The following is a 14,393-nucleotide window of genomic DNA, read 5'->3' on the forward strand; positions in this document are numbered from 1 at the left end:
GCTCGGGGCGAGCAGCGATACCTCCGCTGCTCGCCCCGAGTCCGGCCGGCGTGGGGTTAGTTCGAGGCCGGCGAGTTCGGCGACTCGACCGTGATGTCACCCGAGATGATCTGCTCCTGCAGCGCGGTCAGCTCGTCGAGGAGACCGTCCGGGAGCTGCGACTCGAAGTCGTGGAAGCTGGACAGCTTCACGCCCTCGTTCTCGAGGGTGCCGACGTAGGGCGTCACGTCGAAGTCGCCGCTGGCGGCCGAGACGACCGCGTCGGTGACGGCGACGTCGATCGCCTTCATGATCGACACCAGCGTGAGGTCGGCGACCGAGTCGTCGGCGACGGCGAGGTCGGAGTCGACGCCGAGCATGACGACGTCGTTGCCGCTGTCGGTGATCGCCGCCGCGGCGCTCTGGTAGATCGGTCCGCCGACCGGGAGGAGCACGTCGACGCCCTGGTCGAGCACGCCCTGCGCGGTCTGCTTGGCGGTGTCGTTGGCGTCGAAGCCGCCCGTGAACGAGCCCTTCTGCGCCGTCGTGTCCCAACCGAAGACCTCGACGCTCGCGCCCTTGTCCTCGTTGTACTTCTCGACGCCGAGCTGGTAGCCGTCCATGAACACGGCGACGGACGGGATCTGCATGCCGCCGAAGGTGCCGACCTTGTTCACGCCGCTCTCCGCCGACCAGGCCGCCGCGGCGTAGCCGCCGAGGTAGGCCGCTTCAGCGGTGTTGAAGACGAGGGGCTTGATGTTCGGGGCGTCGGTCTCGCCGTCGAAGTCGGTGTCGGCGTAGTCGTCGATGATGGCGTAGTTGACGTCCGGGTTGGCGAGCGCCGACTCGGCCGTGGCCGCGGCGAGGTTGAAGCCGACCGAGACGATCATCGTGCAGCCCTCGGAGACGGCGGTCTCCATGTTGGGCGCGTAGTCGTTCTCCGACGTGGACTCGAGCTCGAGTCCCTCGACGCCGAGCTGGTCGAGCGCGGCGTCCATGCCCTCCTTGGCCGACTGGTTGAACGACTTGTCGTTCCAACCGCCGGCGTCGGAGATGAGGCAGGGCTTGAAGCCCTCCACGACGTCGACTTCGCCGCCGGAAGCGGCGGGTCCTTCTTCGGGGGCCGAGGCGCAGCCGGCAAGCAGCACGGCGGCGCCGAGCAGCGCGAAGCCGCCGATCGCGGCCTTGCGGAACGTGAGAGTCACTGTGTCCTCCAGGGGTGCGGCCGGGCAGGAATCCAGGCCTGGTGCGGCAACGTTACCCAGTGTTTCGAGCGGGCTTGCACCCCTGAGAGCCACCGGAAACCGAATGGTTACGAAGTCGCGACATTCTGCTCAGATGAGCACCGGGTTACGCGCCCGTGCACGCTCGGCGCCGGAAACGACGACGCCCCCGCCTGGCGCGGGGCCGGACGAGGGCGTCGTCGAGGCCGACGGCCCCGGTGTTCAGAGCACGTCGCCGGAGCCGCCGAGACGCAGCGCGTCGACGACCGACTTCACCCGCTGGGCGTGCTCGCTCGTCGTCACGAGGAGGGCGTCGGGCGTGTCCACGACCACGATGTCCTTGACGCCGATGAGGCTGATGACGCGCTTGGAGCGGCTGACGACGATGCCCGAGGACTGGTCCGCGAGCACACGGGCGTTCTCACCGAGGATCGCGAGCTCGCCGGCACGACCGGAGGAGTTCAGCTTGGCGAGCGAGGCGAAGTCGCCGACGTCGTCCCAGGCGAAGAGACCGGGCACGACGGCGAGACGCCCGGCGGCGGCGGCGGGCTCGGCGACCGAGTAGTCGATCGCGATCTTCGTCAGCGTCGGCCAGATCCGGTCGACGGCAGGCCCGCGCGTCGCGGGGTCGTCCCACGCCTCGGCGAGCTCGAGCAGGCCGGCGTGCAGCTCCGGCTCGGTCGCCGCGATCTCCTCGAGGAGGCGGTCGGCGCGGGCGATGAACATGCCGGCGTTCCAGAAGTGGTCGCCGGAGGAGAGATAGGCGCGTGCGGTCTCGAGGTCGGGCTTCTCGACGAACGAGCTCACGGCCTTGACACCGTCGGCGCCGGCGACCTCGAGCGGTCCGCCCGCGTGGATGTAGCCGAATCCGACGGCCGGCTCGGTCGGCGTGATGCCGATGGTGACGATGTAGCCCTCGTCGGCGGCGACGATCGCCTGCTCGACCGCCGCGCGGAAGAGGGATTCGCCCGAGATCACGTGGTCCGCGGCGAACGAGCCGACGATCACGCCGGGATGGCGCCGTTCGAGGATGGCCGCGGCGAGGCCGATCGCGGCCGTCGAATCGCGCGGTTCGCTCTCCAGCACGATGTTCGCGTCGCCGAGGTCGGGCAGCTGCTCCTCGACCGCGGCACGATGGGCGCGGCCGGTGACGACCATGATGCGGTCCTCCCCTGCGAGGGGGGCGAGACGCTCCCACGTGTCGCGGAGCAGGGTGCGCCCCGACCCGGTGAGGTCGTGGAGGAACTTCGGGACGGCGGCTCGGGACAGCGGCCAGAGCCGGGAACCGATGCCGCCGGCGGGGATGACCGCATAGAAGCGGTCGGTCGGGAGCGTCATCCGGCAAGGATAGCCAGGACGGCGAGCTGCCGACATATATCTCGACGTCGAGAGAAACTAAGGCTCCCCTAAACGCCGCCTCCGGCACCCCGGGACTACACTCGGCCTGTCGATCCAAAGCCGCTCGCGCCATCGTCCGCACCGTTCCGGAGCCGGTCGAGCCATCACCCCAGGAGGGTCGTTCATGCCCGATTCCACGGCAGGAACCCTGCAGACGCCGGACGCCCCGGCGAAACAACGTCCCGGCGGCACGCTGTACCGCGGCAACGAGGGCATGTGGTCCTGGGTGCTGCATCGCATCACCGGCGTCGCGATCTTCTTCTTCCTCCTGGTGCACATCCTCGACACGTCGCTGGTGCGGGTGAGCCCCGAGGCGTACAACGCGGTCATCGGCACCTACCAGACCCCGATCATGGGCCTCGGCGAGGTCGCCCTCGTCGGCGCGATCGTCTTCCACGCCTTCAACGGCCTGCGCATCATCCTGGTCGACTTCTGGTCGTGGGCGACCCGCCACCAGAAGCTGCTCTTCTGGATCGTCGTGGGCCTCTGGGTCGTCACGATGCTCGGCTTCACCCCTCGCCACCTCATGAACGTCTTCGGCCACTAAGGGGAACGGGAAATGACGACCATCGAAGCACCCCGCACCCCCGCCCGTTCGGCCGGCCGCAACGGCAACCTCGAGAAGTGGGCCTGGATCTACATGCGCGTCTCGGGCGTCGTGCTCGTCGTGCTGATCTTCGGCCACCTCTGGGTCAACCTCATGGTGGGCGAGGGCGTCCATGCCATCGACTTCGGGTTCGTGGGCGGCAAGTGGGCCGACCCGTTCTGGAAGGTCTGGGACGTGCTGATGCTGTGGCTCGCCCTCATCCACGGCGGCAACGGCATGCGCACCGTCGTGAACGACTACACGAAGCCCGGCCGCGCCCAGAAGATCCTGAAGGGCGCGATCTTCGCCGCCGTCGTGATCCTCATCGTCCTCGGCACCCTGGTCGTCTTCACCTTCGACCCGTGCCCCGCGGGCTCGCCGGCCGATTTGCTGCCGTCGTTCTGCCCCGCCGCCTGACCCGAACCGAATCCGGAGCATCCATGAGCCCCTCGGCCATCCACGAAGAGACGAGCGTCGTCGACGGCGTCCACTACCACCAGTACGACATCGTGATCGTCGGCGCCGGCGGCGCCGGCATGCGCGCGGCGATCGAGGCCGGTCCGGGCGCGAAGACCGCCGTCATCTCCAAGCTCTACCCGACGCGTTCCCACACGGGCGCCGCGCAGGGCGGCATGGCCGCCGCCCTCGCGAACGTCGAGGAGGACAGCTGGGAGTGGCACACCTTCGACACCGTCAAGGGCGGCGACTACCTCGTCGACCAGGATGCGGCGGAGATCCTCGCGAAGGAGGCCATCGACGCGGTCATCGACCTCGAGAACATGGGCCTGCCCTTCAACCGCACGCCGGAGGGCAAGATCGACCAGCGCCGCTTCGGCGGGCACACGCGCGACCACGGCAAGGCGCCGGTGCGCCGCGCCTGCTACGCGGCCGACCGCACGGGCCACATGATCCTGCAGACGCTCTACCAGAACTGCGTCAAGCACGGCATCGAGTTCTACAACGAGTACTACGCCCTCGACCTCGTCATGACCGAGGTCGACGGCGTCGACAAGCCCTCGGGCGTCGTCGCCTACGACCTCGCCACGGGCGAGCTGCACGTCTTCCAGGCCAAGGCCGTGATCTTCGCGACCGGCGGCTTCGGCAAGATCTACAAGACGACCTCGAACGCCCACACGCTGACCGGCGACGGCGTCGGCATCATCTGGCGAAAGGGCCTGCCGCTCGAGGACATGGAGTTCTTCCAGTTCCACCCGACCGGCCTCGCCGGCCTCGGCATCCTCCTCACCGAGGGCGCCCGAGGCGAGGGCGCGATCCTGCGCAACGCCTCCGGCGAGCGCTTCATGGAGCGCTACGCCCCGACCATCAAGGACCTGGCGCCGCGCGACATCGTCGCCCGCTGCATGGTCAAGGAGGTCGCCGAGGGCCGCGGTGCTGGCCCCCACAAGGACTACGTCTACCTCGACTGCACCCACCTCGGCGCCGAGGTGCTCGAGACGAAGCTCCCCGACATCACCGAGTTCGCCCGCACGTACCTCGGCGTCGACCCCGTGTACGAGCCCGTCCCCGTCATGCCGACCGCGCACTACGCGATGGGCGGCATCCCGACGAACAACGACGCCGAGGTCCTGAGCGACAACGACACCGTCGTCCCCGGCCTCTACGCCGCCGGCGAGTGCGCCTGCGTCTCGGTGCACGGCTCGAACCGCCTCGGCACGAACTCGCTGCTCGACATCAACGTCTTCGGCAAGCGCGCCGGCCGCAACGCGGTCGAGTACGTCAAGACGGTCGACTTCACGCCGCTGCCCGAGAACCCGGCCTCGTTCGTCACGGGCCTGCTCGACACCATGCGGGGTTCCAACGGCACCGAGCGCGTCGCGGCGCTCCGCAAGGAGCTCCAGGACGAGATGGACAAGGGCGCGCAGGTGTTCCGCACCGACGAGACCCTCGCCCACGTCACGAACGTCATCGCCGGCCTCCGCGAGCGCTACAGGAACGTCGCCGTGCAGGACAAGGGCAAGCGGTTCAACACCGACCTGCTCGAGGCCATCGAGCTCGGCTTCCTGCTCGACCTCGCCGAGGTCGTCGTCTTCTCCGCGCGCAACCGCAAGGAGAGCCGCGGCGGCCACATGCGCGAGGACTACCCCGACCGCGACGACGCGAACTACATGCAGCACACGATGGCGTACCTCACGGGCGACGCCCACTCGTCGCACGCCGAGGACCACATCAAGCTGGACTGGAAGCCGGTCCGCGTCACCCGTTACCAGCCCATGGAGAGGAAGTACTGACGGTGAGCACCGCAACCCTCGAAGCCGACGCACCGGCACCCGAGATCGAAGCGCCCAAGCCGTTCACGGTCACCTTCATCATCCGGCGGTTCGACCCCGACACGGATGCCGAGGCCCGCTGGCAGGACTTCGACGTCGAGATGTACGCGACCGACCGCATCCTCGACGCGCTCCACAAGATCAAGTGGGAGCAGGACGGCTCCCTGACGTTCCGCCGCTCGTGCGCCCACGGCGTCTGCGGCTCGGACGCGATGCGCATCAACGGCCGCAACCGGCTCGCGTGCAAGACCCTCATCAAGGATCTCGACATCACGAAGCCGATCTACATCGAGGCGATCAAGGGCCTGCCCCTCGAGAAGGACCTCATCGTCGACATGGAGCCGTTCTTCCAGTCGTTCCGCGAGGTGCAGCCGTTCCTGCAGTCCGCGACCGCGCCGGAGCCCGGCAAGGAGCGCGTGCAGTCGGTCGCCCAGCGCGCGATCTTCGACGACACGACCAAGTGCATCCTCTGCGCCGCGTGCACGTCGTCCTGCCCCGTGTTCTGGACCGACGGCCAGTACTTCGGCCCGGCCGCCATCGTCAACGCGCACCGCTTCATCTTCGACTCGCGCGACGACCAGGCGAAGGTCCGACTCGACATCCTCAACGACCAGGAGGGCGTGTGGCGCTGCCGCACGACCTTCAACTGCACGGAGGCCTGCCCCCGCGGCATCGAGGTCACGAAGGCGATCGCCGAGGTCAAGCAGGCCGTCATGCGCGGCCGCGCCTGAGCATCCTCGACCCCGCTGGGCCGGTGCGTTCGCGCACCGGCCCTGCGTCGTCCCCGGGGGCGATCGGATGCCCGTGGGACGCGCCATGCGGCGGCGACGACGGCCCCGCCGGTCCCGCGGGCTCTACGCTGGCCGGGTGAGCGACAAGCCGAGCCGACGTCGGGAGCGCGAGCGGCGCCCGGAGCCGGCGGCCGTCGTTCCCGCCGTCCCGGCGGAGGAGCCCGAGAGCCCGTTCGAGACGGCACGCGACCGTCTGGAGAACCGATTCGAGGAGCCGATCCAGCGGGTGACGACGCTCACCCAGCGCACGCTGGCGTGGTTCCCGGTGCGCGTCTGGCGGCACTTCCTCGCGCGCAACGGCTTCCTGCTCGCCGCCGGCATGAGCTACCAGGCGATCTTCGCGGTGTTCGCGGGCATCTACGTCGGCTTCGCGATCGCGGGCATCTGGTTGTTCGGCAACGAGGATGCGCTCAACGCCGTCATCGACGTCATCGCCCAGTTCGCGCCGGGGCTCGTCGGCCCGGACGGCGTGCTCTCCGAGTCGGACCTCCAGCAGATCGCCCAGTCCGGCGTCAGCCTCTTCGGCTGGACCGGTGCGGCGGCGCTCGCCGGCGTCATCTGGACCGCGATCGCGTTCATCACCTACGCGCGCATCGCGATCCGCTCGATCTTCCAACTGCCGAAGGATCCCCGCGCCTACGTGCTGCTGAAGGCGCGCGACCTCGTGGCGAGCCTGCTGTTCGGCCTCGCGCTCTTCATCGCGGCGCTCCTCTCGGTCGCCGCGACCTCCCTCCTCGACTGGCTCTTCGGCCTCGCCGGGTGGGGGCAATCCGGTTGGGAGACCGTGCTCGTGCGCACCGGCGGCCTCGTCGTCGTCTTCGCGATCGACACGCTCTCCCTCGCGGCGCTCTTCCGCTTCCTCTCGGGCGCGGCCGTGCCGTGGCGACGGCTCTGGTACGGCTCCCTGCTCGGCGGCGGCGCCCTCGCACTGCTGCAACTGGCCGCGAACCTCGTCATCACGATCTCGACGAACGGACCGCTGTACTCGGCGTTCGCGACCTTCGCGGTGTTCCTCGGCCTGCTGCTCTGGTTCCGGATCTCGAACATCATCATCCTGGTCGCCGCGAGCTGGATCGCCGTCGAGGCGAACGACCGGGGCCAGACGCTGCGCCGGGTGACGCCCGCCCAGCTCGAGGAGGAGCAGGCGATGGCCGAGGCCGAAGCGCTGCTGCTCGCGGCGCAGGTCTCGCTCCGCGCCGCCCAGGAGGAGGCGGACGGCGCGAACTGGCTGCGCAAGCCGGCGGCCAGGCGCGCACTCCGGCAGGCCGAGCAGGATGTCTCGGAGCGCGAGAGCGCCGTGGCGGAACTGGCGGCCCGGCAGCGGCCCGCGAGCCCGTGGAGCGCGCCCGCTCCGGCGCCCCGCGGACGGCCGCCCGGTGTCGGCGGCAGCGCCTAAGATCGACGCATGCCCGCCGCGCGTCCGATCCGCATCGCCTCCGTCAACGTGAACGGCGTCCGCGCCTCCTACCGCAAGGGCATGGGCGACTGGCTCGCCGGCCGCGATGTCGACATCCTCGCCCTGCAAGAGGTGCGCGCCTCCACCGACGACCTCACCGGCCTCCTCGGCGACGAGTGGCACGTCGTGCACGACGCGGCGACGGCGAAGGGCCGCGCCGGCGTCGCGATCGCCGCACGCGAGCGCGCGAGCATCCACCGCGTCGAGTTCGGTCCCGACGACTTCGACACCGCCGGGCGCTGGATCGAAGCCGACTTCGCCGTCGGCGACGAGATCGTCACGGTCGTCTCGGCCTACGTGCCCACGGGCGGGGTCGGCACCCCGAAGCAGGACGACAAGTACGCCTTCCTCGATGGGCTCCGCGAGCGCCTGCCGCAGCTCGCCGAGCACAGCCGCTACGCGCTCGTCATGGGCGACCTCAACGTCGGCCACCGCACCCTCGACATCAAGAACTGGAAGGGCAACGTCAAGAACGCCGGCTTCCTGCCCGAGGAGCGCGCCTACTTCGACGACTTCCTCGGCGCCGAGGGCGACCCCGACTACAACGCCGGCGCCGGACTCGGCTGGGTCGACGTGGGCCGCCGCTTCGCCGGGGAGGTCCCCGGCCCCTACACGTGGTGGTCGCAGCGCGGCAAGGCGTTCGACACCGACACCGGCTGGCGCATCGACTACCACCTGGCGACGCCCGACCTGGCCGCGGCGGCGACGTCGTACACGGTCGACCGGGCCGCGGCCTACGACGAGCGATGGTCGGACCACGCCCCCGTCGTCGTCGATTACGCCATCTGAACAGGACTTCCGAACATGACCAACGCATCCTCGGGCGCCCCGCGCCCCGTCGTCTTCTCGGGCATGCAGCCCTCCAGCGACTCGCTCCACCTCGGCAACTACCTCGGCGCCCTCGTCAACTGGGTCTCGCTGCAGGACACGGTCGACCCCATCTACTGCGTCGTCGACCTCCACGCGATCACGGTCTCGCAGGACCCGGCGGCGCTCCGCGAGTCGACGCGCCGCACCGCGGCCCAGTACCTCGCCGCCGGCATCGACCTCGAGCGCTCGACGCTCTTCGTGCAGTCGCACGTGCCGGCCCACTCGGAGCTGGCCTGGGTGCTCGGCACCATCACGGGCTTCGGCGAGGCGAGCCGCATGACGCAGTTCAAGGACAAGTCGGCCCGCTACGGCGCCGAGTCCACGAACGTCGGCCTCTTCACCTATCCGGTGCTCATGGCCGCCGACATCCTGCTCTACCAGGCCGACCTCGTGCCCGTCGGCGACGACCAGCGCCAGCACCTCGAGCTCACGCGCGACCTCGCGGCCCGCTTCAACTCGCGCTTCGGCGAGACGTTCACGATCCCCGAGGGCTACATCCCGAAGGAGTCCGCGCGCATCTACGACCTGCAGGACCCGACCTCGAAGATGTCGAAGTCGGCCGCGAGCGACGCCGGCCTCATCCGCCTGCTCGACGACCCGAAGATCATCACGAAGCGCATCAAGTCGGCCGTGACCGACGCCGAGCGCGAGATCCGCTTCGACCGCGAGGCGAAGCCGGGCGTCTCGAACCTGCTCGACGTCTTCGCCGCGACGACCGGCCGAACGATCTCCGAACTCGAGAGCGCGTACGCGGGCAAGGGCTACGGCGACCTCAAGGGCGACCTCGCCGAGGCCGTCGTCGAGCGCGTCGCGCCCATCCGGGAGCGCACGTTCGAACTGCTCGACGACCCGGCCGAGCTCGACCGGCTGCTCGCGCGCGGCGCCGACAAGGCCGCCGAGCGCGCCGAGGCGACCCTCGCGACGGTGTACGACCGCATCGGCTTCGTCCGCCGCCCCCGCGCATGACCGACGCGCCGGCGCTCGGTTCGATCGAGCCGGTCGGGCTGCGCACCGCGCGCTTCGTGCTCGATCAGCCGACGCTCGCCGACGTCGACCGCATCGCGGAGTACTGCCGGGCCCCGGAGTTCGAGACGTTCATGAGCACGCCGTGGCCGTACGAGCGAGCGCACGCCGTCGGCTTCGTCGAGGAGTTCGTGCCGGCCGGCTGGTCCTCCGGCAAGGAAGCGACGTGGGCGATCCGGGATGCCGGGACCCGGGAACTCCTCGGCGTCGTGGGGTTCCGGGCGCGCGAGCGCGAGATCGGATTCTGGCTCGGCGCGCCCCACCGCGGCGACGGTGTGATGGTCGAGGCGGCCGGCGCCGCGCTGGACTGGGTGTTCTCCGGCGGCATCCCCGGGCTCGACCAGGCGGTCTGGCTCGCGGTACCCGGCAACCTCCCGTCGGCCGGCACCGCGCGCGCGCTCGGGTTCCGGTTCGTCCCCGACGCCGCGCACGAGCGCACGATCCCGCTTCGGAGCGGCATGCAGGGCGCCGCGTGGTTCGCCGTGCGGGGCGCCTTCGTCGATCCGGCCGACCGCGACAGCTGGGCGGACGTCCTGCCGTGAGCCGCCCGGCTGCCACTGGCGCGGCACCGGTCGTGCTCTTCGACCTCGACGACACGCTCATGGCGCATCGCGACGCGGTGCGAGCGGGCATCTTCGCCCACGTGCGCGCGCTCGCCTACGACGGCGAGCCGGCCGCGGCCGACGCACTCTGGCACGAGCTCGAGGAGCGGCACTACCACGCCTATCTCGGCGGTACGTTGACGTTCGAGGGGCAGCGCCGTGCCCGCGCGCGGGACTTCGCAGCCGCGCACGGGCACGTCATCGGCGACGAGGAATCCGGCCGGTGGTTCGCCGACTACTTCGAGCACTACCGGGAGGCGTGGGCGCTGCACGCCGACGCGCTGCCCGCCCTCGACGCGCTCGAGGCCGTGCTGCCCGGCGTGCGCTTCGGCATCATCACGAACGGTGAGGCCGGCTTCCAGCAGCGCAAGCTCGAGCAGCTCGGCATCGCCGGCCGGTTCGAGCACGTCGTCGCCTCGGGCGCGATCGGCGTCACCAAGCCCGACCGGCGCATCTTCGACGCCGCTGTGGCAGCGTTCGTCGGCGAGGACACCGGGCCATCCGACCCCGACGGCTCGCCTCCTGCGGCGGTCTACGTCGGCGACCGCCTCGCCACGGATGCCCTGGGCGCCGCCCGCGCCGGACTGCTCGGCATCTGGCTCGACCGCGGCATCGCGAACGCCGAGGCCGCCGATCCGGCGCTCCGCGACGAGGCCCTGGAGGCGGGAGTCATCCGCATCCAGGGCCTCGACGAACTGGCGCCGCTGCTCGTCGGCCGATTCGGGGGCTGAACCCGAACCGGCCCGAGTTCGGCCTCCCAGGTGCTCAGGCGCCGGCGGTCATCCGCTCGCCGGTCAGGCGCACACCGTGACGGGTCGCAAGCGTGCCGACGACGTCCTCGACCTCGGCCGCGCGACGCGCCTCGTCCCAACCGAGCTCGTCCCCGGCGAGCGCGGCGAGCTCCTCGAGAAGCGGCGACGAGAGCCGACCGGTGAACGCGAGCGACGTGCGCCGGAAGACGAGGTCGGCGAGGCGGGCGACGCGCTCGGTGCGCACGATGCGGCGGATCTCCTGCTCGCTGTAGTCGTGGGCGCCGGCGAGCGGGTGCTCGAGGTCGCCGTCCAGGTCTGCGAGGAAGTCCTCCGCACGCGTGCCGTAGCGCTCGAGCAGTTCGTCGGCGCGTGCGCGGCCGACCTCGTCCGCGTGGGCGGCGACCCAGACGAGGCGCTCGTCCTCGGTGGTCGGGTAGCCCGCGCCGCCGCCGATCGCGAGACCGGCGGTCGACACCGTGCGCTCGCGGCCGAGCAGCTCCAGGATCTCGCCCGACAGGTGCTCGGCGAGCGCCCGGAACGTGGTCCACTTGCCGCCGACGAGGCTCAGCATGGTCGTGCCGGGCAGCTCGGCGAGCTCGGCGCGCTCGATGCGGTAGTCGCGGGACACGAAGCCGGGCTGCGTGTCGTCGTGCCGGGGCAGCGGGCGGACGCCCGAGAAGCGGTAGACGATGTCGTCGCGGCCGACGTGGATGCCGGGGAAGACGTGCGCGATGAGCTCGAAGAAGTAGTCGACCTCCTCCTCCGTGCAGATCGCGGGCTCGCGCATGTCGTGCTCGAGGTCGGTGGTGCCGACCATCACGCGCCCCTTGAGCGGGTAGATCAGCACGATGCGGCCGTCTTCGTGCTCGAAGAAGATCTCGCGTCCGCCGGTCGCCGCGAGCAGCTCGGGGTGGTCGAGGACGATGTGCGAGCCCTTCGTGCCGCCCATGTAGGTGCTCGGACGGCCGAGGTCGGCGTTCGTGAGGTCGGTCCAGGGGCCGGTGGTGTTCACGACGACGTCGGCGACGAGGTCGAACTCCTCGCCGGTCAGGCCGTCGCGCACTCGCACGCCCCCGGCGCCGAGCGAGACCGCGCCGAGGTGGTTCGCCGCGCGGGCGTGGGGGCCGGCGGCCTGGCCGTCGGCGAGCACGTCGAGGGCGAGGCGCTCGGGGTCGTGCATGCTCGCGTCGTAGTAGGTGGCCGTGTACTTGATCGCCGGGTCGAGGGCGGGCAGCTCGGCGAGCGAGCGGGTGCGCCCGTGGAAGCGGTGGCGCGGCACGCTGCCGCCGTCGCGGGAGAAGGCGTCGTAGATCGTGAGGCCGGTCTTGATGAGGGCGGCGCCGCGCTCGGTGGGCTTGCCCTGCTTGTGGGTGAGGAAGCGCAGCGGCGCCGAGAGGATGCCCGAGAAGGTCGAGTAGATCGGCACGGTCGTCTGCAGGGGCTTCACGTAGTGCGGCGCGATCTTGATGAGGCCGTTGCGCTCGACGACGGACTCGTTGACGAGGCGGAACTCGCCGTTCTCGAGGTAGCGGATGCCGCCGTGGATCATGTGGGAGCTCGCGCTCGAGGCGCCGGACACGAAGTCGTCGCGCTCGACGAGGACGACGTCGACGCCCTGGAGGGCGAGGTCGCGGAAGGTCGCGATGCCGTTGATGCCGCCCCCGATCACGAGCACGCTCGCGCGGGGGTTGCGGCGGAGTTCGGCGACCTCGGCGCGAAGGGCCGCGCCGGGGGTGATGGGCGTCTGCATCGACGAGGTGGACATCCCGGTCCTTTCGAGGTTCGAACGGTGCACTCGCACCGTCGTCTGCTGTGGATTGCCACCATCTAAAACCAGTTTGGACACTCTCCCATTCCATCTGCACAAACGTGCAAGACTGGTTCGGATGAACGCCGACGACCTGAGCGATCTGAACGCGGCCCGCACCGCTGCGTCCGGCAAGACGCGGGACGCGCTGCGCGCCGCGCAGCTCTACTACGTGCAGGACCTCACGATGGAGGCCATCGCGAGCGAGCTGCGCACGTCCCGTTCTTCCGTCTCGCGGCTCCTGAGCCACGCGCGGGCGATCGGCCTCGTCGAGATCTCCATCCACTCCCCCGCCGAACTGCCGAGCCGCCTCGAGCAGCAGATCCTGCAGCGGCACGGCGTCGCCGCGCACATCGTGCCCGTGCCCGACCACGCGAGCGAGGTCGACCGGCTCGAGCGAGTCGCGCTCTCGGCTGCACGGATTCTCGGCCGGTTCGTCGACTCGAACCAGGTCATCGGTCTTGCGTGGGGCTCGACGATGTCGGCCGTCAGCCGGCACCTCGTGCCGAAACCGACCTACAACACCGAGTTCGTGCAGCTCAACGGCGCGGGCAATCTCCGCACCACGGGCATCCTCTACGCGAGCGAACTGCTGCGGCGCTACGGCGAGGCGTTCGGCGCCCGAGTCCAGCAGTTCCCCGTGCCGGCGTTCTTCGACGATCCCGCGACGAAGGCCGCGTTCTGGCGCGAGCGCAGCACGCGCCGTCTGCTCGATCTCCAGGAGCGACTGGACGTCGCGATCTTCGGCGTCGGCTCGCCATTCGCCGAGGTACCGAGCCACGTCTACCAGGGCGGGTATCTCGAGCCCGCCGACTACGCGGCGCTCGATGCCGACGGGGTCGTCGGCGATGTCGCCACCGTCTTCTACCGCGCCGACGGCTCGACCGAGGGCATCCCGATGAACGAGCGGGCGACGGGCCCCGACTTCGCCGTGCTGCGCCGCGCCGCCCGTCGCGTCTGCATCGTGAGCGGACGGGCGAAGCTGGCCGGCCTCGCGGGCGCGCTCGCCGCCGGGCTCGTCACCGACCTCATCCTCGACGAAGGCACGGCCCGCGGGCTCGTCGACGGCGACTGAACCCGCGGGCCCGAGCGCCTCCCGACGAGGGCACCGCACGCGGACCCGTCGACGGCGATCGAGCCGGGATGACGCCGTGTGCCGCCTCCCAGAACGCGGGAATACTTCGCCCCCACGGGCGTTGGGTAGGATCGAAGAGAACTCCGTGCTCCGGGGTCGGTGCAATTCCGAACCGGCGGTCAGAGTCCGCGAGCCGTGCGATGGCGACATCGTCCGGTTGATCCGGTGGAATTCCGGGACCGACGGTGAAAGTCCGGATGGGAGGCGGCACGGGTTCGACGGCGGGATCATGCCGATCGCGCCGTCGAGCGCAGTCGTCGTGCCGTGCACGATCCCCCGGAGCCTTGAACGACAGGCAGGACCGGGATGGATCACAGCGACGCCGACGAGCGCGAGCCCGTCGCCGCGCAGCGGGACGAGGGTGCGACGACCGCCGCGCCCGACGCCCCCACGGCAGCAGCGCGACCGCGCGGCGACCGGGCCGCGACGGAACGGGCCGCCATGCGCCGCGCGCTCGAGCTCGCCGCGCACGGACCCGCGCGG

13 protein-coding genes and 1 riboswitch are annotated in these 14,393 nt (G+C 70.7%); of the genes, 10 read left to right on the forward strand and 3 right to left on the reverse strand.

Going from position 1 to position 14,393, the window contains the following annotated elements:
• Nucleotides 1-56 precede the first annotated feature (56 nt).
• Nucleotides 57-1,184 (reverse strand): BMP family lipoprotein, encoded by a 1,128-nt coding sequence (locus tag GB864_RS11990; RefSeq protein ID WP_336603975.1) that lies wholly within the window; start codon nucleotides 1,182-1,184, stop codon nucleotides 57-59.
• Nucleotides 1,185-1,424: 240 nt separating this feature from the next.
• Nucleotides 1,425-2,540, reverse strand: coding sequence for a mannose-1-phosphate guanylyltransferase (locus GB864_RS11995; protein WP_160425351.1), 1,116 nt, complete (start codon nucleotides 2,538-2,540; stop codon nucleotides 1,425-1,427).
• Nucleotides 2,541-2,724: 184 nt separating this feature from the next.
• Here GB864_RS11995 and sdhC point away from each other — a divergent pair, with 184 nt between their 5' ends.
• From sdhC to GB864_RS12040, 9 genes are all read left to right on the forward strand, one after another.
• On the forward strand, nucleotides 2,725-3,147 hold the full coding sequence (gene sdhC, locus GB864_RS12000; RefSeq protein WP_160425353.1) for a succinate dehydrogenase, cytochrome b556 subunit: 423 nt from the start codon (nucleotides 2,725-2,727) through the stop codon (nucleotides 3,145-3,147).
• Nucleotides 3,148-3,159: 12 nt separating this feature from the next.
• Nucleotides 3,160-3,603 carry a succinate dehydrogenase hydrophobic membrane anchor subunit gene (locus GB864_RS12005; RefSeq protein WP_160425355.1) on the forward strand — a complete coding sequence of 148 codons (444 nt, stop codon included), beginning with the start codon at nucleotides 3,160-3,162 and terminating at the stop codon, nucleotides 3,601-3,603.
• 23 nt (nucleotides 3,604-3,626) lie between these two features.
• Complete coding sequence (sdhA, locus tag GB864_RS12010; RefSeq protein WP_160425357.1) at nucleotides 3,627-5,435, forward strand: succinate dehydrogenase flavoprotein subunit; 1,809 nt, start codon at nucleotides 3,627-3,629, stop codon at nucleotides 5,433-5,435.
• A gap of 2 nt (nucleotides 5,436-5,437) precedes the next feature.
• Complete coding sequence (locus GB864_RS12015) at nucleotides 5,438-6,205, forward strand: succinate dehydrogenase iron-sulfur subunit (protein WP_160425361.1); 768 nt, start codon at nucleotides 5,438-5,440, stop codon at nucleotides 6,203-6,205.
• A 136-nt stretch (nucleotides 6,206-6,341) separates the two neighbouring features.
• Complete coding sequence (locus GB864_RS12020) at nucleotides 6,342-7,661, forward strand: YihY/virulence factor BrkB family protein (protein ID WP_336603976.1); 1,320 nt, start codon at nucleotides 6,342-6,344, stop codon at nucleotides 7,659-7,661.
• 9 nt (nucleotides 7,662-7,670) lie between these two features.
• The gene (locus GB864_RS12025; protein ID WP_160425363.1) at nucleotides 7,671-8,510 is read left to right on the forward strand and encodes an exodeoxyribonuclease III; all 840 of its coding nucleotides are present in this window, start codon (nucleotides 7,671-7,673) and stop codon (nucleotides 8,508-8,510) included.
• A gap of 15 nt (nucleotides 8,511-8,525) precedes the next feature.
• Nucleotides 8,526-9,557 (forward strand): tryptophan--tRNA ligase, encoded by a 1,032-nt coding sequence (gene trpS / locus GB864_RS12030; RefSeq protein ID WP_160425365.1) that lies wholly within the window; start codon nucleotides 8,526-8,528, stop codon nucleotides 9,555-9,557.
• Nucleotides 9,554-10,156, forward strand: coding sequence for a GNAT family N-acetyltransferase (locus tag GB864_RS12035; RefSeq protein ID WP_160425367.1), 603 nt, complete (start codon nucleotides 9,554-9,556; stop codon nucleotides 10,154-10,156). The genes trpS and GB864_RS12035 overlap by 4 nt, the downstream gene beginning before the upstream one ends.
• Nucleotides 10,153-10,947 (forward strand): HAD family hydrolase, encoded by a 795-nt coding sequence (locus tag GB864_RS12040; RefSeq protein ID WP_336603977.1) that lies wholly within the window; start codon nucleotides 10,153-10,155, stop codon nucleotides 10,945-10,947. The genes GB864_RS12035 and GB864_RS12040 overlap by 4 nt, the downstream gene beginning before the upstream one ends.
• A 34-nt stretch (nucleotides 10,948-10,981) precedes the next feature.
• Here GB864_RS12040 and GB864_RS12045 read toward each other — a convergent pair whose 3' ends face one another.
• Complete coding sequence (locus GB864_RS12045; RefSeq protein WP_419672788.1) at nucleotides 10,982-12,733, reverse strand: glycerol-3-phosphate dehydrogenase/oxidase; 1,752 nt, start codon at nucleotides 12,731-12,733, stop codon at nucleotides 10,982-10,984.
• Nucleotides 12,734-12,854: 121 nt separating this feature from the next.
• Here GB864_RS12045 and GB864_RS12050 point away from each other — a divergent pair, with 121 nt between their 5' ends.
• Complete coding sequence (locus GB864_RS12050) at nucleotides 12,855-13,850, forward strand: sugar-binding transcriptional regulator (RefSeq protein WP_160425369.1); 996 nt, start codon at nucleotides 12,855-12,857, stop codon at nucleotides 13,848-13,850.
• Between the two features lie 141 nt (nucleotides 13,851-13,991).
• A riboswitch (FMN riboswitch) is annotated at nucleotides 13,992-14,125 on the forward strand.
• Nucleotides 14,126-14,393: the final 268 nt, after the last annotated feature.

The organism is Agromyces seonyuensis (assembly GCF_009789225.1).
Taxonomy (GTDB): domain Bacteria; phylum Actinomycetota; class Actinomycetes; order Actinomycetales; family Microbacteriaceae; genus Agromyces; species Agromyces seonyuensis.

Bases quoted from the DNA above. Each gene is read 5' to 3' on its own strand.
- GB864_RS12035 (WP_160425367.1), top strand. From the start codon at position 9,554: ATGACCGACGCGCCGGCGCTCGGTTCGATCGAGCCGGTCGGGCTGCGC.
- GB864_RS11995 (WP_160425351.1), bottom strand. From the start codon at position 2,540: ATGACGCTCCCGACCGACCGCTTCTATGCGGTCATCCCCGCCGGCGGC.
- GB864_RS12005 (WP_160425355.1), top strand. From the start codon at position 3,160: ATGACGACCATCGAAGCACCCCGCACCCCCGCCCGTTCGGCCGGCCGC.
- GB864_RS12050 (WP_160425369.1), top strand. From the start codon at position 12,855: ATGAACGCCGACGACCTGAGCGATCTGAACGCGGCCCGCACCGCTGCG.
- sdhC (WP_160425353.1), top strand. From the start codon at position 2,725: ATGCCCGATTCCACGGCAGGAACCCTGCAGACGCCGGACGCCCCGGCG.
- GB864_RS12025 (WP_160425363.1), top strand. From the start codon at position 7,671: ATGCCCGCCGCGCGTCCGATCCGCATCGCCTCCGTCAACGTGAACGGC.
- GB864_RS12045 (WP_419672788.1), bottom strand. From the start codon at position 12,733: ATGTCCACCTCGTCGATGCAGACGCCCATCACCCCCGGCGCGGCCCTT.
- sdhA (WP_160425357.1), top strand. From the start codon at position 3,627: ATGAGCCCCTCGGCCATCCACGAAGAGACGAGCGTCGTCGACGGCGTC.
- trpS (WP_160425365.1), top strand. From the start codon at position 8,526: ATGACCAACGCATCCTCGGGCGCCCCGCGCCCCGTCGTCTTCTCGGGC.